This is a genomic window from Peribacillus aracenensis, assembly GCF_025175645.1.
In the GTDB taxonomy this organism is placed as follows: domain Bacteria; phylum Bacillota; class Bacilli; order Bacillales; family DSM-1321; genus Peribacillus; species Peribacillus aracenensis.
On record NZ_JANZMJ010000008.1, the window covers coordinates 19,306 to 45,282 of the forward strand.

Annotated in this window: 24 protein-coding genes and 1 riboswitch; of the genes, 8 read left to right on the forward strand and 16 right to left on the reverse strand. The window is 42.4% G+C overall.

The features are described 5' to 3' along the window. Window positions 1–8 precede the first annotated feature (8 nt). Window positions 9–1,463 (reverse strand): alanine/glycine:cation symporter family protein, encoded by a 1,455-nt coding sequence (locus N0M92_RS10280; protein ID WP_260285616.1) that lies wholly within the window; start codon window positions 1,461–1,463, stop codon window positions 9–11. Window positions 1,464–1,669: 206 nt separating this feature from the next. After that, a complete protein-coding gene (locus tag N0M92_RS10285; protein ID WP_260285617.1) occupies window positions 1,670–3,322 on the reverse strand; it encodes a glycerol-3-phosphate dehydrogenase/oxidase in 1,653 nt (550 codons plus the stop codon). Between the two features lie 58 nt (window positions 3,323–3,380). On the opposite strand from N0M92_RS10285, the gene N0M92_RS10290 reads away from it, so the two are divergent. Continuing rightward, entirely contained in the window at window positions 3,381–3,905 is a 525-nt protein-coding gene (locus N0M92_RS10290) for a hypothetical protein (RefSeq protein ID WP_260285618.1), read from the forward strand. A 175-nt stretch (window positions 3,906–4,080) separates the two neighbouring features. On the opposite strand, the gene glpK is transcribed toward N0M92_RS10290, so the two are convergent. From glpK to N0M92_RS10310, 4 genes are all read right to left on the reverse strand, one after another. Then, a complete protein-coding gene (gene glpK, locus N0M92_RS10295; protein ID WP_260285619.1) occupies window positions 4,081–5,571 on the reverse strand; it encodes a glycerol kinase GlpK in 1,491 nt (496 codons plus the stop codon). Window positions 5,572–5,592: 21 nt separating this feature from the next. Continuing rightward, complete coding sequence (locus N0M92_RS10300; protein WP_192206850.1) at window positions 5,593–6,417, reverse strand: MIP/aquaporin family protein; 825 nt, start codon at window positions 6,415–6,417, stop codon at window positions 5,593–5,595. A 226-nt stretch (window positions 6,418–6,643) separates the two neighbouring features. Beyond that, window positions 6,644–7,186, reverse strand: a complete 543-nt coding sequence (locus N0M92_RS10305) for a glycerol-3-phosphate responsive antiterminator (protein WP_061465361.1) — start codon at window positions 7,184–7,186, stop codon at window positions 6,644–6,646. Window positions 7,187–7,351: 165 nt separating this feature from the next. Further along, window positions 7,352–7,780 carry a hypothetical protein gene (locus N0M92_RS10310; protein WP_260285620.1) on the reverse strand — a complete coding sequence of 143 codons (429 nt, stop codon included), beginning with the start codon at window positions 7,778–7,780 and terminating at the stop codon, window positions 7,352–7,354. Window positions 7,781–7,946: 166 nt separating this feature from the next. Continuing rightward, window positions 7,947–8,048, forward strand: a riboswitch (SAM riboswitch). Window positions 8,049–8,357: 309 nt separating this feature from the next. On the opposite strand from N0M92_RS10310, the gene N0M92_RS10315 reads away from it, so the two are divergent. Further along, window positions 8,358–9,461, forward strand: a complete 1,104-nt coding sequence (locus N0M92_RS10315) for a 5-methyltetrahydropteroyltriglutamate--homocysteine S-methyltransferase (RefSeq protein WP_260285621.1) — start codon at window positions 8,358–8,360, stop codon at window positions 9,459–9,461. 148 nt (window positions 9,462–9,609) lie between these two features. Here N0M92_RS10315 and N0M92_RS10320 read toward each other — a convergent pair whose 3' ends face one another. The 3 genes from N0M92_RS10320 to N0M92_RS10330 form a co-directional block, all read right to left on the reverse strand. Continuing rightward, on the reverse strand, window positions 9,610–10,131 hold the full coding sequence (locus tag N0M92_RS10320; protein ID WP_260285622.1) for a hypothetical protein: 522 nt from the start codon (window positions 10,129–10,131) through the stop codon (window positions 9,610–9,612). A 245-nt stretch (window positions 10,132–10,376) separates the two neighbouring features. After that, on the reverse strand, window positions 10,377–11,477 hold the full coding sequence (locus tag N0M92_RS10325) for a CaiB/BaiF CoA transferase family protein (protein ID WP_260285623.1): 1,101 nt from the start codon (window positions 11,475–11,477) through the stop codon (window positions 10,377–10,379). A gap of 244 nt (window positions 11,478–11,721) precedes the next feature. Further along, window positions 11,722–13,206: an amino acid permease gene (locus N0M92_RS10330; RefSeq protein ID WP_260285624.1), complete on the reverse strand. Its 1,485-nt coding sequence runs from the start codon at window positions 13,204–13,206 to the stop codon at window positions 11,722–11,724. 441 nt (window positions 13,207–13,647) lie between these two features. Between N0M92_RS10330 and N0M92_RS10335 the strand changes: the two genes are divergently transcribed. Beyond that, window positions 13,648–15,273, forward strand: coding sequence for a M4 family metallopeptidase (locus N0M92_RS10335; protein WP_260285625.1), 1,626 nt, complete (start codon window positions 13,648–13,650; stop codon window positions 15,271–15,273). Between the two features lie 285 nt (window positions 15,274–15,558). Next, window positions 15,559–15,960 (forward strand): SET domain-containing protein, encoded by a 402-nt coding sequence (locus N0M92_RS10340; protein ID WP_192206858.1) that lies wholly within the window; start codon window positions 15,559–15,561, stop codon window positions 15,958–15,960. Window positions 15,961–16,338: 378 nt separating this feature from the next. On the opposite strand, the gene N0M92_RS10345 is transcribed toward N0M92_RS10340, so the two are convergent. Both N0M92_RS10345 and nagZ read right to left on the reverse strand, forming a co-directional pair. Further along, window positions 16,339–16,527, reverse strand: a complete 189-nt coding sequence (locus tag N0M92_RS10345; RefSeq protein ID WP_260285626.1) for a hypothetical protein — start codon at window positions 16,525–16,527, stop codon at window positions 16,339–16,341. A 92-nt stretch (window positions 16,528–16,619) separates the two neighbouring features. Then, window positions 16,620–17,855 carry a beta-N-acetylhexosaminidase gene (gene nagZ, locus N0M92_RS10350; protein WP_260285627.1) on the reverse strand — a complete coding sequence of 412 codons (1,236 nt, stop codon included), beginning with the start codon at window positions 17,853–17,855 and terminating at the stop codon, window positions 16,620–16,622. A 179-nt stretch (window positions 17,856–18,034) separates the two neighbouring features. Between nagZ and N0M92_RS10355 the strand changes: the two genes are divergently transcribed. Continuing rightward, on the forward strand, window positions 18,035–18,388 hold the full coding sequence (locus N0M92_RS10355) for a hypothetical protein (RefSeq protein WP_260285628.1): 354 nt from the start codon (window positions 18,035–18,037) through the stop codon (window positions 18,386–18,388). Window positions 18,389–18,448: 60 nt separating this feature from the next. On the opposite strand, the gene N0M92_RS10360 is transcribed toward N0M92_RS10355, so the two are convergent. Next, window positions 18,449–19,231, reverse strand: coding sequence for a TrmB family transcriptional regulator (locus tag N0M92_RS10360; protein ID WP_260285629.1), 783 nt, complete (start codon window positions 19,229–19,231; stop codon window positions 18,449–18,451). A 216-nt stretch (window positions 19,232–19,447) separates the two neighbouring features. Between N0M92_RS10360 and N0M92_RS10365 the strand changes: the two genes are divergently transcribed. Together N0M92_RS10365 and N0M92_RS10370 are read left to right on the forward strand one after the other, a co-directional pair. After that, entirely contained in the window at window positions 19,448–20,218 is a 771-nt protein-coding gene (locus N0M92_RS10365; RefSeq protein WP_260285630.1) for a sulfite exporter TauE/SafE family protein, read from the forward strand. Between the two features lie 331 nt (window positions 20,219–20,549). Continuing rightward, on the forward strand, window positions 20,550–21,488 hold the full coding sequence (locus N0M92_RS10370; protein ID WP_260285631.1) for an oxidoreductase: 939 nt from the start codon (window positions 20,550–20,552) through the stop codon (window positions 21,486–21,488). Window positions 21,489–21,565: 77 nt separating this feature from the next. Here N0M92_RS10370 and N0M92_RS10375 read toward each other — a convergent pair whose 3' ends face one another. Further along, complete coding sequence (locus N0M92_RS10375; RefSeq protein ID WP_192206864.1) at window positions 21,566–22,006, reverse strand: peptidylprolyl isomerase; 441 nt, start codon at window positions 22,004–22,006, stop codon at window positions 21,566–21,568. 162 nt (window positions 22,007–22,168) lie between these two features. On the opposite strand from N0M92_RS10375, the gene N0M92_RS10380 reads away from it, so the two are divergent. Then, complete coding sequence (locus N0M92_RS10380; RefSeq protein WP_260285632.1) at window positions 22,169–23,161, forward strand: NADPH:quinone oxidoreductase family protein; 993 nt, start codon at window positions 22,169–22,171, stop codon at window positions 23,159–23,161. A 37-nt stretch (window positions 23,162–23,198) separates the two neighbouring features. Here the strand turns inward: N0M92_RS10380 and N0M92_RS10385 are convergent, their stop codons facing one another. The 3 genes from N0M92_RS10385 to N0M92_RS10395 all read right to left on the reverse strand — a co-directional run bounded on the left by N0M92_RS10385 (window position 23,199) and on the right by N0M92_RS10395 (window position 25,728). Continuing rightward, window positions 23,199–24,665, reverse strand: a complete 1,467-nt coding sequence (locus N0M92_RS10385) for a PAS domain-containing sensor histidine kinase (RefSeq protein ID WP_260285633.1) — start codon at window positions 24,663–24,665, stop codon at window positions 23,199–23,201. A gap of 145 nt (window positions 24,666–24,810) precedes the next feature. Further along, a complete protein-coding gene (locus N0M92_RS10390; RefSeq protein WP_192206867.1) occupies window positions 24,811–25,239 on the reverse strand; it encodes a cell wall hydrolase in 429 nt (142 codons plus the stop codon). Window positions 25,240–25,458: 219 nt separating this feature from the next. Further along, a complete protein-coding gene (locus N0M92_RS10395; protein ID WP_034310405.1) occupies window positions 25,459–25,728 on the reverse strand; it encodes a DUF1292 domain-containing protein in 270 nt (89 codons plus the stop codon). Window positions 25,729–25,977: the final 249 nt, after the last annotated feature.

Sequence of the window (25,977 nt, forward strand, 5' to 3'; positions counted from 1 at the left end):
ATTTTCCTTCAAGAAACGTTTTCCTTGTCGCCGGTGTATTCATGCTCCCAAAAATCAGCATTTTTTATGCCTAAAGCTTTTGGATTGAAAACCGGATCGACCCCTGCCTTCTTTTGCTTTTCGTAATCCTTTAACGTAATAAGCGCCGGTTTAGCAAGAATTAATATGGCAATGACATTGAGCCATACCATAATCCCCAAGCCAGCATCACCTAATGCCCAAGCCAGCTCTGCCGTACGAATGGTGCCATAGAAACTAGCTGCAAGTATGATAAGTTTCAATGCCAGCATGGCCCACTTACTATTCCGTTTGCGTATTAAATAGGCAATATTCGTTTCCGCAATATAATAGTAGGCCATGATCGTCGTAAAGGCGAAGAAGAAAAGGGCTATTGCTACAAAGCCAGCACCTAAGCCTGGGATTACACTATCGATTGCCGCTTGTGTATACCCTGGTCCAGGTGTTACATCGCCCAAGTTATTGACGATATATGAACCATTTTCCGCTTGAGTATTATACATGCCTGTAAATAAAATCATGAAGGCCGTAGCGGAACAAACGAACAATGTGTCGATATAAACCGAGAATGCTTGGACAAGACCCTGTTTTGCCGGGTGCGATACTTCAGCCGCAGCCGCAGGGTGAGGACCTGTGCCTTGTCCCGCCTCATTCGAATAAACGCCGCGTTTCACTCCCCAAGCTATCGCCATCCCGATTAACCCACCAAATGCAGAATCCATCCCGAAGGCACTTCTGAATATTAAAGAGATGACTCCTGGTAATTCTGTTATATTCATTAGGACGATGACAACAGATAATAATATATAACCAAGGGCCATGAATGGCACGATTATTTGTGCAGCATTAGCTATCCGTTTTACACCGCCGAATATAATGAAGCCCAGCAAAAGGACAATTGCCAAACCAGTAATCACTGGGTTGATGCCGAATGCATTTTCCACTCCGGCGGCAATTGAATTGGACTGAACACCAGGCATCAGCACAGCCATGGCTATTAGTGCAGCGAATGCAAAAAGGACAGCAAACCATTTCACGCCCATTCCTTTTTCAATATAATAGGCTGGTCCCCCTCGATATTGACCGTCTTGTTTGACTTTATATATTTGAGCTAAAGTTGATTCCACGAATGCACTTGATGCTCCAATGAAGGCAATGGCCCACATCCAAAAAACAGCACCAGGGCCACCAAAGGCGATAGCCGTTGCCACTCCTGCAATGTTACCTGTACCGACCCGTCCCGAAAGTGCTATGGATAAAGCTTGGAACGAGGAAACGCCCGCTTCCGAACTTTTGCCTTGGAACATCAAAATGACCATTTCCTTAATATGCCTTACTTGCAGAAACCGAGTTAAAATAGAGAATACTAAACCTACTCCCAATAAAATATAAATGACTGGCGTACTCCATAAAACCCCATTTAAAGCCGTAATAAAATCAGACAATCAAGTTCCCCCTTTAATTAAATTTAGAAAATTCAAACTTATCTTTCATTGATTATATTTCATCTTAATGGATTAAACAATAGTTTCCGCGTCAGGAAAACTAACATGAGGATTTTTATTTTTCAACTTGCAAATGCCTCGATAATCACATTCCGAATTTAAAAAAACGCCAGCGATTCCGCCGGCGTCATGTTTTTACATATAGGTCAAGATACTCTAATCGCACCCGATATTTCCTGTTCCAATTGATTGGTTCTCTCCACTTTTGTTGATTCCGTCCATCCAAAATATCCAGCCATATAATCGATCACTGCATGTTTATGCGTTTGGACTAAATCAATATCGAATAATAGCGTCCCCGTCCTGCGGAAGAAGAAATCCACTGGGGTTGCGGCCATTTCATGATCTAGTGCGTATTTCAGCTGTACGAACAATTTCTTTGGAAGGCCACTTCTTGCTCCTCCGTCTCCTTCGCTTTTTGCGATATCGAATATCACGGGTGCGTTGGACCCGTACATGGCCAATATCTCTTCGGTATCCTTAACTGCGAGTCCCGAGTCAATTCCCATTTGAATATGTTGCTTGATATAATCGGGAAAGTTTCTTGATCCCCCGACATCCCCTCCCGAAATCGGCATTCCTTTAGTGCTGCTGGCTGGGTAAGTTTTATTGGATTGCTGGGGAAGCTTCCCTGCCAAAAGGTCGACCGTCGTTTTGGCCATTTTGCGATAACCGGTCAATTTCCCTCCAGCAATCGTGATAAGGCCCGAATCGGACTCCCAAATTTCATCCTTCCTTGATATTTCAGAAGGGTCTTTCCCTTCTTCAAGAATCAACGGCCTCACTCCAGCCCAGCTTGATTCAATATCATCACCCGTAATGTTCACTTCTGGAAACATATAATGTATCGACTTTAATAAATAGGCACGGTCTTCGGACGTAACGGTCGGCACTGCAGGATCACCATCATAAAAAGTGTCCGTAGTCCCTACATAAGCCTTACCGGCTCTCGGGATGGCAAAAATCATCCGGCCATCAGGCGTATCAAAGTAAAGCGCCTGCTTCAACGGGAATTTCGATTGATCGATGACCACATGAACACCCTTGGATAACTTCAGCGTTTTCCCTTTTTTCGATTGGTCCTTTTCACGAATGGAATCGACCCATGGACCTGCTGCATTAATAACTTTGTCTGCGTATATTTCATAAGAATCACCTGATAGTGAATCGGCAACTTGGACGCCGTTCACCTTGCCATTGTCATATAACAATTTTTCCACTTTTGTATAATTTATCGGTGTTGCACCTTTATCGACAGCCGCCTTCATCACTTCAATCGTCAGACGTGCATCATCTGTCCGGTATTCAACATAATAGCCTCCGCCCTTCAGTCCCTCTTTCTTAACGAGCGGCTCCCGCTTTAGCGTTTCCTCCACCGAAAGCATTTTCCTGCGTTCGGCTTTTTTAACCCCCGCAAGGAAATCATATACCCGAAGGCCAATGGAAGTACTGAACTTCCCGAAGGTGCCACCTTTGTGCATCGGTAACAGCATCCATTCCGGTGTGGTAACATGCGGTCCATTTTCATAAACGATTTCCCGCTCTTTACCAACCTCGGCAACCATTTTTATTTCAAATTGCTTTAAATACCGCAATCCGCCATGAACAAGTTTTGTCGAGCGGCTTGAAGTACCTGCTGCAAAGTCCTGCATTTCAACCAAAGCTACTTTCATTCCGCGGGTCGTTGCATCCAGGGCGATCCCTGCACCGGTAATTCCCCCGCCAATGACAACCACATCATATTTCTCTTTTTTCAGAAGTTCGATCGTTTCTTCCCGATATATATTTGAAAACCTCATGCCTGACTCCTCCTTTAAAGTATTGCATTCTATTTTTTCGTGAACGCTGCGTTTACTCGTGAATTCGCACGCTTTACTCGTGAATTTGCTCGGTTTACTCGTGAATTCACACGGTTTACTCGTGAATTCACACGGTTTACTCGTGAATTCTGCGTTTACTCGTGAATTCGTGCGGGTTACTCGTGAATTTGCTCGGTTTACTCGTGAATTCGCACGCTTTACTCGTGAATTTGCTCGGTTTACTCGTGAATTCACACTGTTTACTCGTGAATTTGCTCGGTTTACTCGTGAATTTGCACGGGTTACTCGTGAATTTGCTCGGTTTACTCGTGAATTCGCACGCTTTACTCGTGAATTTGCTCGGTTTACTCGTGAATTCGCACGCTTTACTCGTGAATTCGCTCGGTTTACTCGTGAATTCTCGCGGTTTACTCGTGAATTTGCTCGGTTTACTCGTGAATTCGCACGGTTTACTCGTGAATTCGCACGCTTTACTCGTGAATTCTCGCGGTTTGCTCGTGAATTCTCGCTATTTACTCGTGAGTTCAGTCATTCTATTCAATTGGTTCATTTGTTCGCATAGTTTATATAGATATTAATATCCCTAATCTGCCATTGAAAACAAAAAAGAGACCATAAATGACATTATCGAATTAACGATAACGCATTCATGGTCTCTCCTGTTCTCCGGCCGAGTTATTAACTTGATTTCATTATAGCATACTCCAGCTCGTTTGAGAAAGAATACACCTCGTTTTTTATTTAAATGCCATAGCGGCATGTACAGCTTTTTTCCAGCCTTCATATAATTTTTCACTTTCTTGCTCTTCCATGGAGTGTTTAAAGGTTTTGTCTACCGCCCATTGCCGGGAGATTTCTTCTTGATCCTTCCAATACCCAACAGCAAGGCCAGCTAAGTATGCAGCACCTAATGCTGTAGTTTCGTTTATGGTCGGCCTCTCGACGGGCACCCGTAATAAGTCGCTTTGGAATTGCATCAGGAAGTCATTCTTGACTGCCCCGCCATCCACTCTTAATGTCTGGAGCTCGATTCCTGAATCCGCCTCCATTGCATCAAGGACATCCTTCGTTTGATATGCCAGTGATTCAAGTGTGGCACGAATGAAATGTTCTTTGGATGTGCCGCGGGTCAAACCAAAAACGGCTCCCCGCACTTCGCTGTCCCAATATGGGGTTCCAAGTCCTACAAAAGCCGGTACCACATATACTCCATCCGTACTTTCCACCCGTTTTGCATAGGCTTCGCTGTCCTTGGCATCATGAAGCATCCGCAGGCCATCGCGCAGCCATTGGATTGCGGAGCCCGCTACGAATATGCTTCCTTCCAATGCATATTCGACCTTCCCATTCAGTCCCCAGGCAAGTGTCGTCAATAATCCATGTTCGGAACTGACAGCCTTGGCTCCTGTATTCATGAGCATGAAACAGCCTGTTCCATACGTATTTTTAGCCATTCCTTCATTAAAGCAGGCTTGGCCGAATAATGCTGCCTGCTGATCACCGGCTGCCCCGGCGATCGGAATCGATTGGCCGAAGAAATGATATTCGATCGTACGTGCATATTCTTCAGAAGAAGGCCTCACTTCCGGCAGCATCGATTTTGGTACAGTCAATATCTCGAGCAGTTCTTCATCCCATTTCAGTTCATGGATATTGTACATTAATGTCCGGGATGCATTGGAATAGTCCGTTACATGAGCCTTGCCTCCTGATAGCTTCCAGATCAGCCAAGTATCGATGGTACCGAATAACAGCTTGCCTTCATCCGCCTTTTGCCGGGCCCCTTCGACATTATCGAGGATCCATTTCACTTTCGTTCCGGAAAAATAAGCATCTATCAACAATCCCGTTTTATCCCGGAATAGATCATTAAGTCCCTTTTCCTTCAAATCATCACAGATTTCACTTGTTTGCCTGGACTGCCATACAATCGCATTATAGACAGGGGTACCTGTTTCCTTATCCCAAACGACTGCCGTTTCACGCTGATTGGTGATCCCGATCCCGGCAATTTGTTCTGGCTTTACACCGGATTCAGATAGTACTCCGGCAATGACTGCCAGGATCGATCCCCAAATCTCATTGGCGTTATGCTCGACCCAGCCTGGTTTAGGGAAATGCTGCGTGAATTCCTTTTGGGAGGAATGGACGATTTCCCCCTTTTCGTTAAATAAAATCGCCCGCGAACTCGTTGTTCCTTGATCTAATGATAAAATGTATTTTTCCATTGTGTATGCCCCTCCTTTTAATTAACTGGCAATATTTCTGCTTTCCATTTCATGCGACTGTTTTTTTCCAAATGCATAGGCTAATATCAATAGTACCAGGCTTGCACCCAAAACAGACCAAAATCCTGCTGTTATTTCTCCCATAAAGAACGCTTTATAACAAACGGCACCAAGTGAACCCCCAATAATCGGTCCAACGACCGGAATCCATGAATAGCCCCAATTCGAATTGCCCTTGCCCGGTATCGGCAGCAAAAAGTGAGCGATGCGCGGCCCCAGATCGCGGGCCGGATTAATCGCGTATCCTGTCGTTCCGCCAAGTGACATCCCGATCACGACAATCAATAACCCGACAGCGAATGGGTTTAGACCCTCTGTAAAATGATTGGCACCTATAAATAATAAACCAAGAATAAGGATGAAAGTTCCAATCATCTCACTTAATAGATTTGAAAATGTGTGCGGGATTGCAGGTGATGTCGCGAACACACCAAGCTTCGCTCCTGGATCATCCGTAGCTTTCCAGTGTGGCAAATAGTGCAGGAATACTAGAGTTGCTCCAAGGATTGCGCCAATCATTTGGGCAACGATGTAACCGGGCACATCACTCCAAGGAAATTCCCCAATAATGGCAAACCCCACTGTGACTGCCGGGTTTAAATGCGCCCCGCTTATGGAACCCACTGCAAAAACACCCATGGTAACAGCCAATCCCCACGCAATCGTGATAACGATCCAGCCGGCATCTTTTGCATAGGACCCCTTTAAGGATGAACCAGCCCCAATGCCTGCTCCGAATAAAACTAATATCATCGTACCTAATACTTCTCCCCAAAATGGAGTCATGAATAAAACCCCTCCCCTGATAATTTTTTAAACCTTGCCAACAAATAAAGGAGATTCACAGCAGAACTATCTTCATAATATAAATTATGAATAGATCTGTTGTGAATCTCCTAGTCTCCGTCACATCTATTAACTTGTACTGTAAAATATACTTGTTTATGAAAACGCTGTCAATAATTTGTGAAGAATTTATCTATTTTTCTGTAATTTTTTTCAATTTCCCCTATTAAACGATATCCCATAATTCAGTTTTGGAAGTGGTGATTGACGATGCTCCCGCATCGAGGGCATTCAGGACTTCATCCGAAGTACGAATGAGGCCGCCTGCAAAAATCGGTGTCTGCAATCGTTCCTTCACTTCTTTTATCATCCATGGCATGGCGCCCGGCAATACTTCGATATAATCCGGCTTGGTTTTCTGCACCAGCTTATAACTTTTCTCAAGCGCATGTGAATCTATTAAAAAGATTCGCTGGATGGCAATGACCCCCTTTTGCTTCGCCTTCAATATAACGTTTGATTTAGTCGAAATCAGCCCATATGGATTATATTCCTGACAAATGAATTCTGTCGCGTACTCATCACTTCTTATGCCATGGATCAAATCGACATGGTATATCATTTTCTTATTATGCTGCTTTGCCATCATACTTACGTTTTTCAATTGTGATATATGCAAATCAAGAAACACACCTATTTCATAGGAACTCTCTAAAAATCTTTCGAAATCCTTCATGCTTGCTGAAGCAGGCAAAATCTTCTGATCCATCATTATCCTCCTCATTCCCAGAAAAACTCAAAACTTCAAGTCATTTAGTATATTTTAAAGAGCTTGATTTATCAAACACATTTTTTTCATGACCCATATCACCATAACACTATCATACCTGGCACTCCCTTTATAGTTTTCGGCTAAGGATGTATGTAAACTCGATCATAAAGTAAGTTTCATTTTCAATGCACCTTCGACGAGTTCATACGATTTAATTGTGCCAACGGGAATTTTTCTCACGATGTTCCAGGCATTAACATTCATTTTGATCGTTCTTTTTTCAAATTCAAAAAATGGCGGTCTGTTAAATATTTTTTGGTTGATGATTTTCCTGTCAATTGGTTCCATTTCCACTAATTCAAATAAAATCGTTCTTTTTTCCACAGAAACCGGTTTTAATGTAATCCGGAAAGCTACGTTTTTCTTAAACATCATTTTTTTCACTTCCGTCGTTCCGGAAAGCACGATATGTTTTGGCGTAATCTCGACTTTAATATCCTGACCATATGATTTCCTTCTTATGATTTTCTCTATCATGGCTTCAGTTAAAGTTATCGTTATACCATTTTTGAATGGACTGAATGTACTCATCCTTGCATTCCCCTCCTGCCGCTCATATGAATCTTCGGTTATAGCATATGCCGGGTTCCCTGATGTAGTAACACATATCAATAATCGGTATATTCAAAATCTTCCACCTTCAACCCTTGACCTTTATAAAAACTACCTGTATAGTCATAATTAATTTAATAGACAACTCTTATCCAGAGAGGTGGAGGGACTGGCCCTTTGATGCCTCAGCAACAGACTGATCATGTACTGTGCTAATTCCAGAAGTGTAAAAACTTGAAGATAAGAAGAGTATATAGCTTGGTTGCCAACACCTCTTCTTATTTTTAAGAAGAGGTTTTTTATTTTTGGCTCTTTTCGTAAAGATTGTTGTTTTTAAAATGAAACGATTTAAGGTTGATTGGAGCGGAAGTGCGAGACTCCTGCGGGAGCAGCGGGACAGGCGAGACCCGACAGGCGTGTACGCCGAGGAGGCTCACCGCCCGCCCCGCGGAAAGCGAGCATCTGGAGGGGAAATCAACCACACCTCACTACTTGGTAAATAGCAACAAAGTATGCGAAAACAGCCTTATTTTTAAAAGGAAAGAAGGAATGCAACATGTCCATCACATTAACGAAAGCACCATTCAGGGCCGATCACGTCGGGAGTTTATTAAGACCAGAACGTTTACATGTTGCCAGAAAGCAGTTTAAGGAAGGTACCATTTCAGCAGAGCGGCTTCGTGAAGTTGAAACCGAAGAAATCAATCGGATTGTCGAAAAACAAATTGAAGTTGGATTGGAAGCCGTGACGGACGGTGAGTTCAGACGTACATGGTGGCACTTTGACTTCCTCGAACATTTAAATGGCATCGAGGGATATGTGACTGAAAAAGGGCTCACGTTCGATGGTGTGGAAACAGAGAGATATAACGTACGCAATACCGGGAAGGTTTCATTCAATCCTGAACATCCTTTCATTCGTGACTTCATTGAATTGAACAAAATCGTGAACGGACGCGCCGTTGCCAAGCAAACCATTCCCAGTCCGAATCAATTATTTGCTGTAGGCATTCATAATGAAGACATCTACCCTGATATTGAAGACTATGCAAATGATATCATCAAAGCATATCAGCATGCTTTGAAGGCCTTTTATGAAGCAGGTGTGCGTTATCTTCAATTGGATGATGTATATATTGCCAGACTTTCAGCTCCGGATTTCCAGTTCAAAGATGGAAAATATACGAGGGAACAGTTAATCGATCTTGCACTTCGCGTAATTAATGGCGCATTGGAAGGCAAACCAGAAGACCTTGTCGTCACTACACACCTATGTCGTGGGAACTATCAGTCGACTTGGGCATTTGAAGGAAGCTATGCCCGTATCGCCCCAACTTTATTGGCAAAAGAAAAAGTGGATGGATTTTTCTTGGAATATGATGATCAACGCTCAGGGGACTTCAAACCATTGGAATACATACCAAATGGCGGTGCACAGGTCGTACTGGGTGTCGTCACTTCAAAAAATGGGGAAATCGAAGACAAGGAAGCTGTTAAGGCACGCATTAAAGAAGCCTCGCACTTCGTTCCTCTCGAACAATTATGCTTAAGCCCGCAATGCGGCTTCGCCTCCACCCATCACGGCAACAAGCTGACCGAAGAACAGCAATGGGAAAAGCTGAAATTCGTCGTTGATGTAGCAAAAGAAGTATGGGAATGATTTTTTAGCGGAGACTTTAATCCATTCGAACAACCTAATCGGCATCAATATAAGCGTGCCGATTAGGTTTATAATAAAAAGCGTAAAAGACATTCATCCAAAAATCCGAGAGCAAACAAAAAAGAACGGCCACCAGCACGTCCCTTTTTTACTTGCAGCTATCATCATCCATTTTCTTCACAAATATATCATCCGTAACCCTATCTTCCAGCTTGTTCCTCAAGGCCAATTCCGCGGCCTTCCCATCACTAGGCGACCCGTCCGAGAAATACATCGGAAACAACGAGAAGAACATAACATAGAAAGAAAAATAGATGAATTGATACCAGATCACCGAGCTGTCCAGGATATCCTGATACACTAAGCTATAGATGATCAGCATGCTGACTAAATTAAAGATAGCCCCTCCTAAATAGATCAGCGTATTCGTCAATCGATTATCATGTTTCAATCCCTTGAACTCGCAAGTCCCATTCCAAAAATAATATTTCCTCACCTCTATGTTCCGAAAGGCGAAAAGTTTATTGCCACAACCGATCAAGATTTTCTTTTCTGATCCCCCAAAGATCGTGACAAAAAAAATATGCCCGCTCAAATGTATCAGCGTAACGATCGGCATGATCAAAAAAAAGGAAAATAGAAATTTGATGATATCAGAGAGACCAAACACGTTTATGCAACCCTCCTTACCTGAGCAATTTCTTACCAGATGCTACTCTGATACCCTGCCCACATTCGTTATAACTAGTAAATTTTCACAGTAGTGATATATCGCTTACCACAAGTGCTATTGTTCTCCTTCTGCTTAATCCGGGTTGTTTCCAGGTTTTTAGGCCTGACTCCAGCTTAATTCAAAGAAACAGGCTACCTCCTTCCGAAAAAAACTCGGAAAAGTGATAGCCTTAACATCTTCATTTATCGATTGGGGGTGTGAAGAATTTCTGCGTTGTTTTGTCCTGGCCTCAAGCCTGCATGTTTATATTCAGGGGTGAAAACCGATGTTTTGATCGGGCAAGCGATTTGCTTCTGGACATTTCCTTTTCCGTCCGGTACCTCGACGATCATTCCCCTTTCCTTCAATTGGGGGTGTTCGGCCGCTTCAGTGAAGGTTAGAACTGGTTCTGCGCAGGCTTCGAAATCAGCGAATATTTCCTGCCATTCATGAAAATCCCGTTCAAGGAAAGCCAGTCGGACGGCCGTTTTAAACCTGATTCCGCTTTCTTCATCACTTTTGGTGCTCAGTTCATACAATTCGGGTGCACCGATCGCTTCACATAATGCTTTTCGAAAAGGGGGCTCTAGGCTTCCTACCGAAAAATAGCGTCCATCCTTCGTTTCGTAAAAGTCATAAAAGGATCCTCCGTTCAACATCAGTTTTTCTGGTTCAAGCTCGAGGCCCCCTTGTAAATTCAGGGGTGCGGAGATGGCATTCAACGCAAAACTGCAGTCAGTCATGCTGATGTCGATGGCTTGGCCGAATCCCGTACTTTCCCGGTGTATGACTGCAGATAATATACCGATAACAGCATGCAGGGATCCTCCAGCAAGATCTGCTATTTGAGTTCCGTTTTTTGCCGGGCCGTCCTTTTTTGTACCGGAATAGCCTGATAAGCCTGCAATCGAAATATAATTGATATCATGTCCCGGTCGGTCTTTATAGGGACCGGTCTGGCCGAAGCCCGTGATGGAACAGTAAATCAGCTTCGGATTGATCCATTTTAATGCCTCATATCCAAGCCCTAGGCGTTCCATGACACCTGGACGGAACTGTTCAATGACGATATCGTATTCCTTCACTAGATTTTTTACGGATTCAATGGACTCAGATTGTTTCAAATCAAGTGTGATCGACTTTTTCGATCGGTTAAGATATTGGTTCACACCCCATGAATCCGTTGCTCCCGGCCTCTCTACCTTCAAAACATCCGCTCCTAAATCCGCTAGCATCAAAGTGGCAAATGGGCCTGGCAGTAACGTTGAAAAATCCAATACTTTTAAATGAGTCAATAATGTCATCAGCCGTGCACCTTCCCTTTCCATTGGAAATAGTAAAAGCTTTCCCCGTCGTTCTGTACATGCACTTATGCAGAGTTTACGATTATCATATAACACCGCCTGTTATTTTTGTATAAATTTCCATTTTATAAAAATAAAAATCCAGGAATCAGCTTCCTGGATTTTGTTAATGAGCCTATAGAAAACAAGTAAAAGCCGGACAATTTAAAACTACATTGTCCGGCTGATTTTACTTTAAGCTTGTTCATTCATATTTTTTGTCAAAATCAAATTCTACTTCATCAATTTTAACGAATTTAGTTTTTCTCACCAGTTTATAGCCAAACCATAGACCAAGGAAAAGCGGGATTCCCAGGTATGCAGCTATAACACTGCCCCAATCGATATGATCTGAGAAAAATGCTTGGATATTTTGGGACAGGATGACGATCATGCCAATTAAAATGGCAAAGATCGGTCCAATCGGAAACCATAATGCCTTATATGGCAGCTTCTCCAATGAATGGCCTTGAGCGATGAATGCTTTCCGGAAACGGTAATGGCTGATGGAAATGCCGAGCCAAAAGATAAATCCTGTAATTCCAATGGCATTCATTAACCAAATATACACTTTACCATCCCCGAATATGGAGGCTAAAAAGGCCAGCATGCCGATGGAACATGTCAAAATCATGCCTGCAACCGGTACTCCGCGTTTATTAAGTTTTGCAAAAATGCGCGGTGCTTGTCCATCTTTTGCCATTGAGTATAACATACGCGTTGATGCATATAGGCTTGAGTTACCTGCAGATAATACCGCGGTTAAAATGACGGCATTCATAAGCGAAGCGGCAAAGGCCACTCCAGCCTTTTCAAAAATGAGCGTGAATGGGCTTACCATGACGTTATCACCTTGTAAACTTGAGTTCGTATAAGGGATAAGCAGCCCTATAACAAATATTGCAAGTACGTAGAAGAGCAAGATTCTCCAGAAGACACTCTTAATGGCCTTCGGTATATTCCGTGCAGGATCTTCACTTTCCCCGGCAGCCACACCAACAATTTCGGTACCTTGAAAAGAAAAGCCAGCCGCTATGAACACGATGAAGACACCCATGAACCCACCCGGGAAAGGAGCGTCATCGACGGTGAAGTTTTTAAAACCTACTGCTTCGCCGCCCATAATGCCGACGATCATTAGCAGCCCGACGATTATAAAAATAACGATGGCTGTAACCTTTATGAAGGAAAACCAATATTCCCCTTCACCATATCCTTTAACGGATAAATAATTCAAAAGGAAAATGAGCACCAAGAATGATGAACTCCATAACAATGATGGACTATTCGGAAACCAGAATTTCATGATCATTGTCGAGGCTGCCAACTCTGCCGCTATCGTCATCGACCAATTGAACCAATACGTCCATCCCAAGGCAAAACCAAATGCCGGATCGACGAATTTCGTTCCATAGGTACTGAATGAGCCGCTTGTAGGCATAAAGGCTGCCAGTTCCCCTAAGCTCGTCATCACAAAGTAAACCATTGCCCCAACTAAGGCATATGCAAGTAATGCGCCGCCTGGCCCAGCTGTATGGATGGCTGCCCCGCTGCTAAGAAACAGCCCGGTGCCAATAGCCCCGCCAATGGAAATCATCGTTAAATGGCGGGATTTTAAACCGCGTTTTAGTTCTTGTCCTTCTTGCTGCGGAGGATGTTGAACGATGTCATGTTCTTGTTTTGGTATCATAATTTTCATCCCTTTCTATATAAGCGCTTTCATATATGGGAAATCCATTTAATAAATTTTCCTATTTCATAGACTTTCAAATAGATCTAATTTAAAATTCGAATTCCTTTTCTGAATATATGCAATTTTCATGCCAAATTTATAAAACGCAATATTCAACAAATAAACAAAAAAAACGCCCTTAATAGACAAAATATTTTGCACTTTACGCCACATTTTTTTGCACATTATGCCATGTTTTTTTGCACTTTTATTCATTTGGTTCAATTTACATACATTCCAAATATTACTATAAGAATATATTCAGAGAATATTTCTTTTAAAAACCATTTTTCTCCATTTTATTCCTTTAAATGTCATATTTTTTGCGAGTTTTCTCCGTTTGTGAATAATATGAAACGATGTAAAAATGAGGTTATTCTCATGAAGGAGTTGAGTGTTATGAAAGGTAAGGTATTTTTAGGAACTGCACTATCTCTCGGTCTATTATTTTCTGCTATTCCCCATCAAGAAGCTTTAGCGGCAAAAAATGTGTTAAGTGTTGAAAAGTACAATAAGCATAAGGATTCGCTAGAATTCAAGTCTGGGAAACTTACGGACCCATCAAAGCAAACTGCAGAAGATATCATTCTTACCTTTTTTGATGAAAACAAAAAGTCTTACAAGCTAGAAAAGCAAAAGGCGAAAGACTCCTTCACGATCCAGAAAGAAAGCAAGGATGAACTAGGCAATACCGTCCTTAAATTGCAACAAACCTATAAAGGCGTACCTGTATGGAATTCCACACAAGCAGTATTGATTGACACTAAAGGTGTATTGACGGTCGTGTCCGGTACGGTTGAAGCCAATCTAAACACGAAATTAGGGAAAAAGGCTAAAAAAGGCATCAGTAAATCCGAAGCTATCAAAATAGCTGAAGCGGATCTTGGGTTCACTCCTGCCTACGAACAATCACCTGAATCCGACCTATATGTATACGCAAATGAAGGCAATGCCGATTATGTATATAAAGTCAATTTGAAATTCTTAAGTCCCGAACCAGGAAATCATAATTATTTCATATCAGTCAAAACAGGTAAAATCCTGAATAAATTTAATACACTAGATGAAGTGACGGGGACCAATTCCGTCGGAACGGGCACCGGCGTCTTAAACAATACCGTGTCATTGAACACTACCTTATCCAACGGCCAATACTATTTACAGGACAATACACGCGGGAAAGGCATCTATACTTATAATGCCAATAACCGTTCAACATTGCCTGGTACACTCTTTTCCAACAAGACAAATGCTTTCACTACTTCTACCGATAAAGCTGCGGTTGATGCCCATAATTATGCAGGTAAAACCTATGATTATTATAAATCCACGTTTGGACGGAACTCTTATGATGGAAATGGAACCAGCCTGAAATCGACCGTTCATTATGGCTCAAGATATAATAATGCATTCTGGGATGGCACCCAGATGGTTTACGGTGATGGAGATGGCACGACGTTCATCCCACTGTCGGGCGGTCTGGATGTTGTTGCACATGAACTGACGCATGCCGTGACTTCCTCGGAATCGAACCTTACCTATCAGAATGAATCCGGTGCTTTGAATGAAGCGATTTCTGATATTTTTGGGACGGTCGTGGAATTCAAGAATCAAAGTGACAAAGCCGATTATTTGATTGGCGAAGATATTTACACACCTAACATTTCCGGTGATGCACTTCGTTCAATGGCTAATCCTACATTGAATGGTGACCCTGACCATTATTCGAACCGCTATACGGGTACGGGTGATAACGGCGGAGTCCATACGAACAGCGGAATCATCAATAAGGCGGCCTATTTGATTTCTGCAGGCGGAACTCACCACGGCGTGAGCGTATCCGGGATTGGCATCGATAAACTGGGAACCATCTTTTACCGGGCAAACACGGTTTATTTAACTTCCTCGTCGACATTTTCACAAGCCAAAGCGGCAGTCGTACAAGCGGCCTCTGATTTATACGGTTCTAGCAGTGCAGAAGTCACAGCTGTCAAAAATGCCTTTACAGCTGTCGGTGTGAATTAAGAGATTTACCTATATGACCGACACCTCCCTAGCTTGTCTTCTAGCGGAGGTGTTTTTTTATTGGAATGGATATACGGGGCTATCCCGATTACTTCAGCCGTTCGCTACCTTTTTTCGTTCCTCATGTGAAGAATTCCGTCCCACGGTACCGGTAGATCCGCAATAAAAAACAATCATGCCGTTTGTTAAAATTGATTAATTCCGTAAAATAGTTGCTTTTCTTCTTATTAACTGTCAAGCTTAGATGATCTGGACTATATTGAATAGAACAAGTAGGTGACGAACATGATTGAAGTTAAAACTTCCACACTCAGTGATGGTGAGTTCAATAGAGGCGTATTCGCAACACGAGACATTAAAAAAGGTGAGCTTTTGCATGAGGCACCTGTCATTGCTTATCCGAACGAGGAGCATGTTTTCATAGAGAAAACATTGCTGGCTGATTATGCGTTTGAATATGGAATTAACCATACTGCCATGCTTTTAGGTTATGGCATGCTGTTTAATCATTCTTATACACCCAACGCTACGTATGACATAAACTTCAAGAATCATACGTTTGATTTCTTTGCTTACACCGACATAAAAGCAGGAGAAGAAATCCTGATTAATTATAATGGTGAAGTCGATAATGAGGATCCGCTTTGGTTCAACAAAGAAGATGACGGTGAAGATGAAGCTGAATGATCATTGACCATTCATGAAAGCACTTGTACTTTAGAAGACCTTTCCAAGGTCCTCTAAAGAAACGGGTGCTTTTCCTTTTACTGCTGGATATTAAGCAATTAAAAAAACCCCATTTTAGCGGGGACAGTTTGATGACAAAAGAAGTTCGAAATGCTCTCACCCCGAACCATGATTTTATTATACGAATGAACCCTCTATGTGCGAACCCCTGACGAATAACTGACTAGCCAAGCCAGACGCTTGCTTTGATGAGGCTTGGCAGACTCGGCGGAACGGGAGCGGATCAACTGGAATTTTTTCAAGAAAAAAAAACTGTAAACTAGTTTTTCTCTAATTTACAGTCTTGTCCCATTAAAACTTTTAATGGGTTATTTCACCTTAACGTACGGATGGATTACTTGATTTTGTTTTGGTTATTGATTGGAATTGGCCCTTAACCTTATCGATGGTTTCCGGTGTGGCTAGGGACTTTATTTGACTCATGGTTTTTTCACGGGTTTTCTTATTGCGCATTAAAAATGCGGCTGCTCCTATCAGGACGGTTCCAAGCATTTTGTTTGATGGCATGTTAGTTTCCTCCTTCAAGTTAGTCATATATAGTATTCCCTCTATCAGCTGATTTAAACAAAAGCCACCCTTTTGAGAGAGTGGCTTCGCTCTTATTCATCATCGCCCAGACTTTCGATATACTTTATGCTTTCTGGATTTCCCACTACTTTTTCAGCTTGATCCGGGTCAGCTTTCATTTGCTTCATATTGTAAAGTTTATATGTCAGCACTCTTTTCACTGACTCGTTAATTCTATCCATTGGAACTTCCCCTGCTTTTACCGCTTGCAGCAATCCGTTATATACTTCAAGCTCATGGGAGTATTCATGACAGACAAGTAATAAATCAGCTCCTGCAAGGATTGCCTGCTTCCCCATCTCTTCATAGGAGTAATACTTGTTCACAGCACCCATTTCCAAATCGTCGGTAACGACAATCCCTTCATATTTGAGTTTTCCCCGAAGCAGGTCTTCTATGATGATGTTAGATAGGCTTGCTGGTTTTTCTTTATCATAGGCTGGATATTTAATGTGGGTCACCATCACGAAAAACTTTTGGTTATCCATTTCACTTATGATTTGCTTGAAAGGATAAATATCCGAATTTTCCAGATCAAGTTGGTTTGCCTCAACGGAAGATGTTTCGACATGCGGATCGATTTCGCTGCGGCCGTTTCCAGGAAAGTGCTTCAATGCACCAGTTATCGATGCATCATTCAAGCCTTGAATGGCTTTCTTTCCGTATTGATAGACCTTTTTGGGATCTTGCCCCAATGAACGCTTATCCGTTCGCGATAGATCTAGTACAGGGGCGAAATTAATGTTGACCCCCATGGATCCAAGTTCTGTTCCATTCAATTTGGCCACCTTGTACATGTCTTCAATAGAGGCATTTTTTCCAAGATCCTGTTGCGCAGGGAGGGGCGATACCCTTTCCTTCATCCTGATGATGTCCCCGCCTTCCTGATCGATGGCCACCATCAATGGAAGCGAATGTGTACTTTGATTGGCCGTTTGCTGAAGCGAGTTGGATAATCTAGCCACTTGTTTAGGGGATTTCATATTGCGGTCAAAATAAATGACGCCTCCTATATGTTTTTGTTCGATAAGCTCCGTGATTTCATTGCCCTTTTCAGTTCCCTTGAAACCGACCATCATAAGCTGTCCGATTTTTTCTTCAAGTGTCATTTTTTTTAGCAATTTTTCTACTTTCTCATGACTATCCGCTTCGGCGTCTTTCCCTTTTTCCGCTCTTGAGTTCACTTCGATATTCAACTGAATGAACCATATTGAAAAAGCGAGGATTGTGATGAAAAGCAGGCCCATATACATTTTTTTATTCTTCATGCTTTGACCTTCATTGACATTTTCCCTGTCCTTCCTTGATTGCTTTTTTTGATTTCATTGCACACTTCTTAATCATGTTCATAAAGTGGCAATTCTATATCATCTACGCGTATTTTTTGCATAAAGCATTAGCCAGGTACCATACTACAAACATAGCCTAATTAAAAGGAGATGCCCCCATGAACGGAATCTTGAAGAATATTGCCGGTACCTTCAGTCATGCAGTCGATTATGCAAAAGAAAAAATAACGGCCATTACAGGAACAACCTCTGTTACGATAGCGGAATTGAGTGAGCACATCATCAATCAGCCTGAAACAAAACTAATCAGGAAAAACCTTTTAGGGATTCCCTTTTCTTTTTATCATTTACAAAAAGAAGGCGTTACGTACTATTTGGAAATGAAAAGCTCACAGATTCTTCAGTTGGATGTTCAAGCCCATGATCATCCGATTGTGTCTTACAGATCTTATCGGGATAAATCCAGTTTGCCCACGGCCATCAGATTTCCTAAAACCCTTTTATCCGAATGACTTTTGATACAAAAATAAAAAAGCTGATAGCCCCCCTGCAAAGGGGCTATCAGCTTTCTTCTATAGGGAGAAAAACCGGTCTCTTTCAATTGAAATCCAATTCTCGGTATCTTCTTCATTCTTTTTAACCAAGCGGTTAACGAGGATATCATGCCAAATGTAGTTTTCGAGAAAATTGATATGAATGGGATCATCTGTGTAGAACGCCGTTTCTCTCGTTTCGGGAGAAGGGCCGTAAATCGTCTCCTTGCCATCAATGGATAAGATGAACCATTTGTTTTCTCCGATATTTTCCACATAACTTGTTTTGCGATGTATGTCTATACCTGATAATGGTTTTTCAACATGAAAGGCAATCCCCTTGAGAGTGCAATGCGCGGCAGCCCCCTTTAGCTCTGTTTCAAGTTTTCCATACATCTCGTCCCATAAGGAAACCACCACCCTTTTCTCGGCTTTGTGAATCAGAGTACGGCAAAAGGAAAGGATATGCCCTTCCCCCTTAAGCGTCATTACACGATTATCGGACATCGGTTCGATTTTCTCGAATTGTTTTAGTGTATGGCTGATGGATTGATAGGTATTGTTCCATTTTGATTGAACCGACTCCAAAAACACATCGACTGGTAGCGGTGAATATTTTATCGAGTCATTGATTTCCTCTTTTAAGACGATTCCCTCTTCTTGCAGTCCGTTTAATATCTCATAGATGCGGGCCCTGGGAATTCCTGATTCCTTGCTTACTTGATAGGCACTGGTTGGACCTTGGCGAACCAAAGAAACATAAGCCTTTGCTTCATATTGACTAAACCCGAGAGACTGTAGTTTTTGAATGATATCTTGCATAGTACCTCCTAGTGCTTTTAGTAAGTTATATGCCTATCATACCAAATCTCTTATCGAAATCTATTCGATTTCAAAAGGTATGACTCATAATATTCTCATTTACAGAATGGGTTTTATTAGTTACTATCTAAATAGTGACTAATAGAAAACTTTGGATTATGGCTTCTGCATAACAAGCATTTCAGCCATAATGCCATTGATACGGAGGCTTCTTGGATGGAGGATATACAAATTTCAACACTCTTGCTGCTGATGTTTTTCGGATTTTTGGCAGCATTCATTGATTCTGTGGTAGGCGGCGGAGGCCTGATTTCCATACCCGCTTTATTATTTTCTGGACTTCCCCCCTCTCAAGCGATCGCAACGAATAAGTTAGCAAGTTCCATGGGGTCTTTAACAAGCACCATTGCCTTCATTCGCTCAGGTAAGGTTGATTTTCGATTGGTATCCAAACTTTTCCCACTGATTTTCATAGGTTCCCTGCTGGGCGCTTGGGTTGTTAATTTCGTCTCGCCTGAATTATTAAAGCCAATGATCTTGGTTCTATTAATAGCTATTGCCATTTATACCTTTTTTAAAAAGGAGTGGGGACAGAAATCGACTTACCATAAACTAACATGGCAAAAGGCTGCACTATTTGCGTTCGCTATATTTGCCATTGGTTTTTATGATGGGTTTTTGGGCGCTGGAACGGGATCTTTCATTCTCTTTGCCTTTTTAATGATTGGCTTTGATTTTTTGCACTCTGCAGGAAATGCAAAATTTTTGAACTTTGGAAGCAATCTGGCAGCACTGATCATGTTCATATTCCTTGATACCGTCAACTTTTCCTACGGAATACCGATGGGGATCTCCATGATAGCAGGTGCATTGGCCGGATCTAAATTCGCCATTAAGAAGGGTGTGGCATATGTAAGGGTATTATTCATCATAGTAACCGTCATTCTGATTTTGAAAAATATAATGGATTATTTAATGGGCGGCTAATTCTTTTAAAGGCTGTTTTCGCGTACTTTATTGCTATTTACCAAGTAATGCGGTGTGGTTGATTTCCCCTCCAGATGCTCGCTTTCCGCGGGGCGGGCGGTGAGCCTCCTCGGCGTAAACGCCTGTGGGTCTCACCTGTCCCGCTGCTCCCGCAGAAGTCTCGCACTTCCGCTCCAATCAACCATAAATCGTTTCGTTTTAAAAACGACAATCTTTACAAAAAGAGCTTTTTTAAAAAATAGAATACAGCACATGTTCCCGCCACAGAATGTGACATATAGGAATTATTTGGGTATATGATAGGTATAGACCGATGGGAAGGTGTGATTGGATGATTGAAAAGTGGAATGGCGAAGAAATGGCAGATGTATCGGGGCAAACCATTGTGATTACTGGTGCAAATAGTGGAATTGGCTTCGAAACGGCTTTTGCACTGGCCGGTAAGGGGGCAGAGATCATCCTTGCAGTCCGGAATGCTTCAAAAGGTGAAAAGGCAGTCGATAGAATCTTATCGGTCCATCCTAAGGCGAATGTACACGTGATGCAGCTGGATTTAAGTGATTTAAGCAGCATTCGGCATTTTGCTGATTCCTTTCAGGAAAACTATGACTCTCTGTCCGTCCTCATCAATAACGCAGGTGTGATGATTCCGCCATACAGTAAGACGAAAGATGGTTTCGAGCTGCAATTCGGCAGCAATCATCTCGGTCATTTTGCTTTGACAGGCCTCCTTCTTCCGCGTATCCTTTCTACGCCAAGATCGCGGGTGGTCACATTGAGCAGCTTGGCCGCCATCAATGGATATATAGACTTCGAAAACCTAAATGGTGAAAGCGGTTATAAACCAATGAAATACTATGGGCAAAGCAAGCTGGCGAATCTACTCTTCGCCCGCGAATTACAGAATAAATTCAACCAGCATGATGCAAACCCGATCAGCATCGCCTGTCATCCGGGCCTTTCCCATACTAATCTCATGTCTCGCGGATCTGGCAAACCCGTAAATAGATTCGTGCATTTTCTTTCGAAAACCATCACCCAGCCGGCGAGTATGGGAGCATTGCCTACCCTTTATGCCGCAACGGAACCTACATTAACAGGCGGGGAGTATATCGGACCCGATGGAAAGAAGAGCAGGAAAGGCTTTCCGAGAAAAGATGATATCATCGATTCCTTATATAATGAAGAAATCTCGAAAAGATTATGGGCCATTTCGGAAACCTTGACAGAGGTCGAATATCATTTCACTGAAAGCATGACGCCAAAATGACTCTACATTCCCCTGTTTCCACTCATGAACAGTGCAAAAAGAAAGAGGGAGCATAATGCCCCCTCTTTTCGCTTTCATCATTCAGCGTCAAAAACTTCGACTTTTTCCATTTTGTCGCCATTTTTCATAGCTTTGGCTGTTTCAAGTCCAGATGTCACTTTACCGAATACTGTGTGAACACCGTTAAGATGCGGTTGTGGTTCATGCACGATAAAGAATTGGCTTGAGCCTGTGTCTTTTCCGGCATGTGCCATCGATAGGCTTCCTGCCTCATGTTTATGAGGGTTTCCTTCTGTTTCACATTTGATTTGCTTGCCGCTTCCGCCTGCACCTGTACCTGTTGGATCTCCGCCTTGGCTTACGAAACCAGGGATTACACGGTGAAAGACTACGCCATTATAAAATCCTGTGTTAGCCAAGTTTTCGAAGTTAGCCACTGTGTTCGGTGCTTCGTTCGGGAAAAGGTCGAATTCGATTTTTTCTCCATTTTCCATAAGTATGTATCCTTTTTTAGCCATGTTAAACATCTCCTTTAATATGAACTGAATCAAATCTAATAGTACCATTTTTAGAAGCAGAAAGAAAAGCGAGCGCTATTATTTCGAATTGTATCATTATACATTCCTATATTTTTTCTTTTATAATGGGGTAGAATCATTATTTTTAAGGGGGAACGAACCATGATACAGCAATTTGATGCATTGGTCGTGAACAAGCAAGATGATCAATTCACCGTTAACATTCAGCAACTATCTCTTGATGATCTACCTCAAGGCGAAGTGCTCATCCGTGTTCATTATTCCGGTGTGAACTATAAAGACAGCCTTGCAGCAATTCCAAATGGAAACATTGTCAGCAGCTATCCGATCGTTCCGGGAATAGACATGGCTGGTGTTGTCGTTTCATCTGCGGATTCCCGCTTTAAAGAAGGAGACGAAGTCATTGCGACCTCCTACGGGATTGGCGTTTCCCAATCAGGGGGCTATAGTCAATTTGCCCGTGTTCCTGCAGAGTGGATCGTCCCGCTTCCTGATGGCCTTACAATGAAAGAGGCCATGATCATCGGAACGGCCGGTTTCACTGCAGCCTTATCGGTTCTGCGACTGGAAGAAAATAACCTCGCCCCTGGGCAAGGGAGCGTACTTGTCACTGGTGCAACTGGCGGAGTCGGCAGTTTTGCAGTCTCGATCCTTTCCAAACTTGGCTATTCCGTTGAGGCGAGTACAGGAAAAGAATCGGAACATAAATATTTGAAGGAAATCGGTGCGGCGACCATCGTATCGCGTGAAGAAGTATATGATGGCAAGCTGCGGGCACTGGGCAAACAGAAGTGGAGCGGGGCGGTAGATCCCGTCGGCGGCGAACCGTTAGCTTCAGTCCTTAGCCAAATCAAGTATGGCGGAGCTGTGGCGGTCAGTGGGTTGACAGCTGGTACAAGCCTTCCTGCCACCGTCTTTCCATTCATCCTAAGAGGGGTTAATCTACTTGGGATCGATTCGGTCAATTGCCCGATGGAAACAAGATTGAAAGTATGGCATCGCCTTGCCAATGACTTTAAACTCGAGCATTTAGAACAGCTCGTTCAACAGGAAATTACACTTAATGAATTGCCTGACGTCCTTCCTACCCTATTAAAAGGGGAAGCAAGAGGCAGAACGATCGTTAAGCTATAAACCAAAAAAGTGACGAGAGCATGGCTTCTCGTCACTTTCAATGTGAACTTTCATTTATAGGGAGTCTGATCTCTACAATCGTCCCTTTTCCCACTTCGCTGCTGAAATGAATTTCCCCATTATGCTCATGGATGATTTTAGTACTGACCATGAGCCCAAACCCCGTTCCTTTTTCAGAGGTGCTATAAAATGGCTGCCCTAAATGCTGCATACGCTCACTTGAGATTCCGCAGCCTGAATCAATGAATCGGATCATTGCAGAGTCTCCTCCATGGTGTAACTGTATATGGAGTTTGCCGCCATTCGGCATGGCTTCTAACGCATTATTGACGACATTCGTGAATACTTGTTTTAACTGATTCGGTTCGCCAAAGACAGATGCCGAATCCGTATTATATTCCTTGATGAATTCAACATCATTCAATATCGCTTGTAACTCGGCTAATGTAATCACACTATCCAATATATCGTTAAGCTGGATGTATTCACAAACCTTCGCTTCAGGCTCTGCTAAACTTAAAAATTCATTGGCCAGGGTTTCGATCTTTTCAACTTCGCTGACCGTCATTTCAAGATAGTCCTTTTGCTCAGGATTTTCCCTTAATAATTGTAAAAATCCTTTGACCGTAGTTAATGGATTTCTTAATTCGTGCGCGATGCCTGCAGCCATCTGTCCTACCGCTGATAACATATTGGATTTACAGAGCAGCTCATCGGTCTTTTTACGCTCGGTAATATCCCTGCAGAATACCTGTATGGCCGGCTGACCTTTATAAATAATCGGAAGACCGAGTGTTTCTCCATAAAATACTTGTCCGTCAAGTCGAATGAATTTTTGTTCCAGTAAACCAACCGCCTGATGATCATCCCTCATGATATCGATTCTTTTTTGTACACTTTCCCGGGACTCCAGGTGAACGAACTGAAAAACCGATTTACCGATAATATCCTCCACACTATCCATCCCAAGCATTTTCGCCCCCATGGGATTCATATACTCGATGATCCCATTGCGATGTACAAAAATCGCTTCAGGTGACACCTCCACTAAACTGCGATACCTTTGCTCACTTTCCTTCAAGGCAGCTTCAGCAAGTTTTTGATTCGTGATATCCCGATAAACGAAAACCAGGGCGCACGGCTCATTTTCATCATCCCGAATATTGAACAGGGAGATGCTTACATCGATTAACTGGCCATCCTTCCTTAACCTGACCGTTTCAAAGCCTTTCTTTTGTACCCCTGCCTTAATCTGGTCATGCAATTCATTGACTGATTCCTTCAAGAAATCAGGAATAATAGGAAACGGCATGCCAATGAGCTCATCATTCGTCCAACCGAAAAACTCTTCAAAAGCCGCATTCACCTGAAGGGTATTTCCTTCCAGATCAATAATGGAAATGGCGTCCGGGTTATTCTCCATGAAAGATTTAAATTTCTCGGTACTATCCTCCGGCTGTATTCCCATTTGCCCTTGTCCATAATTAATAAGCCTTTTACTCATCAATTTTTTATTCCTTTCTTATCCGGAAATTTACAGTCTCAATTTTACATTATCAGTAAATCATTTGCCAGTTTTATCATTTGATTTTTCCTAGTAAAGACTGATGCACAAAGAGGCCAAACCTCCATAAGGTTCAGCCTCCTCCTTAAAATGTATTATAAATGTTCGGACATTCTGTACCTGTTGGTTCATAAAAGCAATGAAGCTTAAAACGCCCAACCAGGGGCTGATTATACCAGGTTGCCGGACAATCTCCCGGTGGCCTGAAGTACCATAGGCTAAATTTAGAGGGCCATAGCCTTTCACCACCTACGCTCCTGCGCGCAAGCCTTTTTTCCCTATCCCTTGCCCGCTGATAAAAATACCCCTTCTGTACAGCTTCAAAGGCATGCTCCTGATAAATCATATCTGGAATCGTCCTCAATCCTTTGAAATCGGAACAATTCGACCTAATCCGATTGACCCCTACATTACCGATCATCAACATGCCTTGATCACCTTCACCCTCGCCTTCCGCCCTAAGCAATCTTGCCAATAAGGCAATATCGGCATCAGTGTGCTTAACAACGGCCATCCCATCACCTCCATTTTTATCCTATGTCTTGGATATGGAAAAATACTCCGTTTATTAACAAAATATTCATATATCGTACACGTCCTATCAATAATAGTACCCTATACTTAAGTAAGGCTGGATAGCACGCGTGGCTATCATGGTATTTGGCGAAGGCGGGGCCAATACTTTCTTTATACATAAAAAAAGGCGACACATAATGTGCCGCCTTTTATCTTGTCATTCTTTCGCTTCAAATGCCGCTTCAAACGCCAATGATACTTTTTCGAATTCTTCATCCGATTCGATATCGAGCAGTTCACCTTCACCTTCGACCCTGAAAAAGAAAATATCGATATCTTCATCTGTATCCTCTTCAATATCTTCAAGCAAACCTACTGCTACATATTCCGTTCCTTCTACATCCAATGATCCTAAAACCTCAACTTCATGGCCTTCATCGCTGTCATCGGTAAGGGTGAAAACTTCACCTTCACGAATTTTTCCCATACTACCTCTCCTTTCCTATCCATTAATAATGGAGTTGTTTCAATAAGTATATCGGCTATTCCATTTAGAAACAAATTTTTGCCCTGGAAAATGATGAATGCCATTCTTTACAAGAAAAGAATCCAGAAAAATTATGGAAGAAAAATATTATCCCATAAGCCATTTGTCATTTTTTTATTATTCACCACTACTTTCCCTTAATTAACAACATTTAAAAAATTATCTAAAAACGGCTATAAAAATGTAATT

Coding starts and splice junctions, on each gene's coding strand:
- N0M92_RS10375 (WP_192206864.1), bottom strand. CDS start 22,006: ATGGCTAAAAAAGGATACATACTTATGGAAAATGGAGAAAAAATCGAA.
- N0M92_RS10360 (WP_260285629.1), bottom strand. CDS start 19,231: ATGCAAGATATCATTCAAAAACTACAGTCTCTCGGGTTTAGTCAATAT.
- N0M92_RS10390 (WP_192206867.1), bottom strand. CDS start 25,239: ATGGCCGTTGTTAAGCACACTGATGCCGATATTGCCTTATTGGCAAGA.
- N0M92_RS10325 (WP_260285623.1), bottom strand. CDS start 11,477: ATGACATTATTGACTCATTTAAAAGTATTGGATTTTTCAACGTTACTG.
- N0M92_RS10345 (WP_260285626.1), bottom strand. CDS start 16,527: ATGCCATCAAACAAAATGCTTGGAACCGTCCTGATAGGAGCAGCCGCA.
- N0M92_RS10395 (WP_034310405.1), bottom strand. CDS start 25,728: ATGGGAAAAATTCGTGAAGGTGAAGTTTTCACCCTTACCGATGACAGC.
- N0M92_RS10355 (WP_260285628.1), top strand. CDS start 18,035: ATGAACGGAATCTTGAAGAATATTGCCGGTACCTTCAGTCATGCAGTC.
- N0M92_RS10310 (WP_260285620.1), bottom strand. CDS start 7,780: ATGAGTACATTCAGTCCATTCAAAAATGGTATAACGATAACTTTAACT.
- N0M92_RS10340 (WP_192206858.1), top strand. CDS start 15,559: ATGATTGAAGTTAAAACTTCCACACTCAGTGATGGTGAGTTCAATAGA.
- N0M92_RS10305 (WP_061465361.1), bottom strand. CDS start 7,186: ATGGATCAGAAGATTTTGCCTGCTTCAGCAAGCATGAAGGATTTCGAA.
- N0M92_RS10370 (WP_260285631.1), top strand. CDS start 20,550: ATGATTGAAAAGTGGAATGGCGAAGAAATGGCAGATGTATCGGGGCAA.
- N0M92_RS10300 (WP_192206850.1), bottom strand. CDS start 6,417: ATGACTCCATTTTGGGGAGAAGTATTAGGTACGATGATATTAGTTTTA.
- N0M92_RS10315 (WP_260285621.1), top strand. CDS start 8,358: ATGTCCATCACATTAACGAAAGCACCATTCAGGGCCGATCACGTCGGG.
- N0M92_RS10330 (WP_260285624.1), bottom strand. CDS start 13,206: ATGATACCAAAACAAGAACATGACATCGTTCAACATCCTCCGCAGCAA.
- N0M92_RS10365 (WP_260285630.1), top strand. CDS start 19,448: ATGGAGGATATACAAATTTCAACACTCTTGCTGCTGATGTTTTTCGGA.
- N0M92_RS10285 (WP_260285617.1), bottom strand. CDS start 3,322: ATGAGGTTTTCAAATATATATCGGGAAGAAACGATCGAACTTCTGAAA.
- nagZ (WP_260285627.1), bottom strand. CDS start 17,855: ATGAAGAATAAAAAAATGTATATGGGCCTGCTTTTCATCACAATCCTC.
- N0M92_RS10385 (WP_260285633.1), bottom strand. CDS start 24,665: ATGAGTAAAAGGCTTATTAATTATGGACAAGGGCAAATGGGAATACAG.
- N0M92_RS10335 (WP_260285625.1), top strand. CDS start 13,648: ATGAAAGGTAAGGTATTTTTAGGAACTGCACTATCTCTCGGTCTATTA.
- glpK (WP_260285619.1), bottom strand. CDS start 5,571: ATGGAAAAATACATTTTATCATTAGATCAAGGAACAACGAGTTCGCGG.
- N0M92_RS10380 (WP_260285632.1), top strand. CDS start 22,169: ATGATACAGCAATTTGATGCATTGGTCGTGAACAAGCAAGATGATCAA.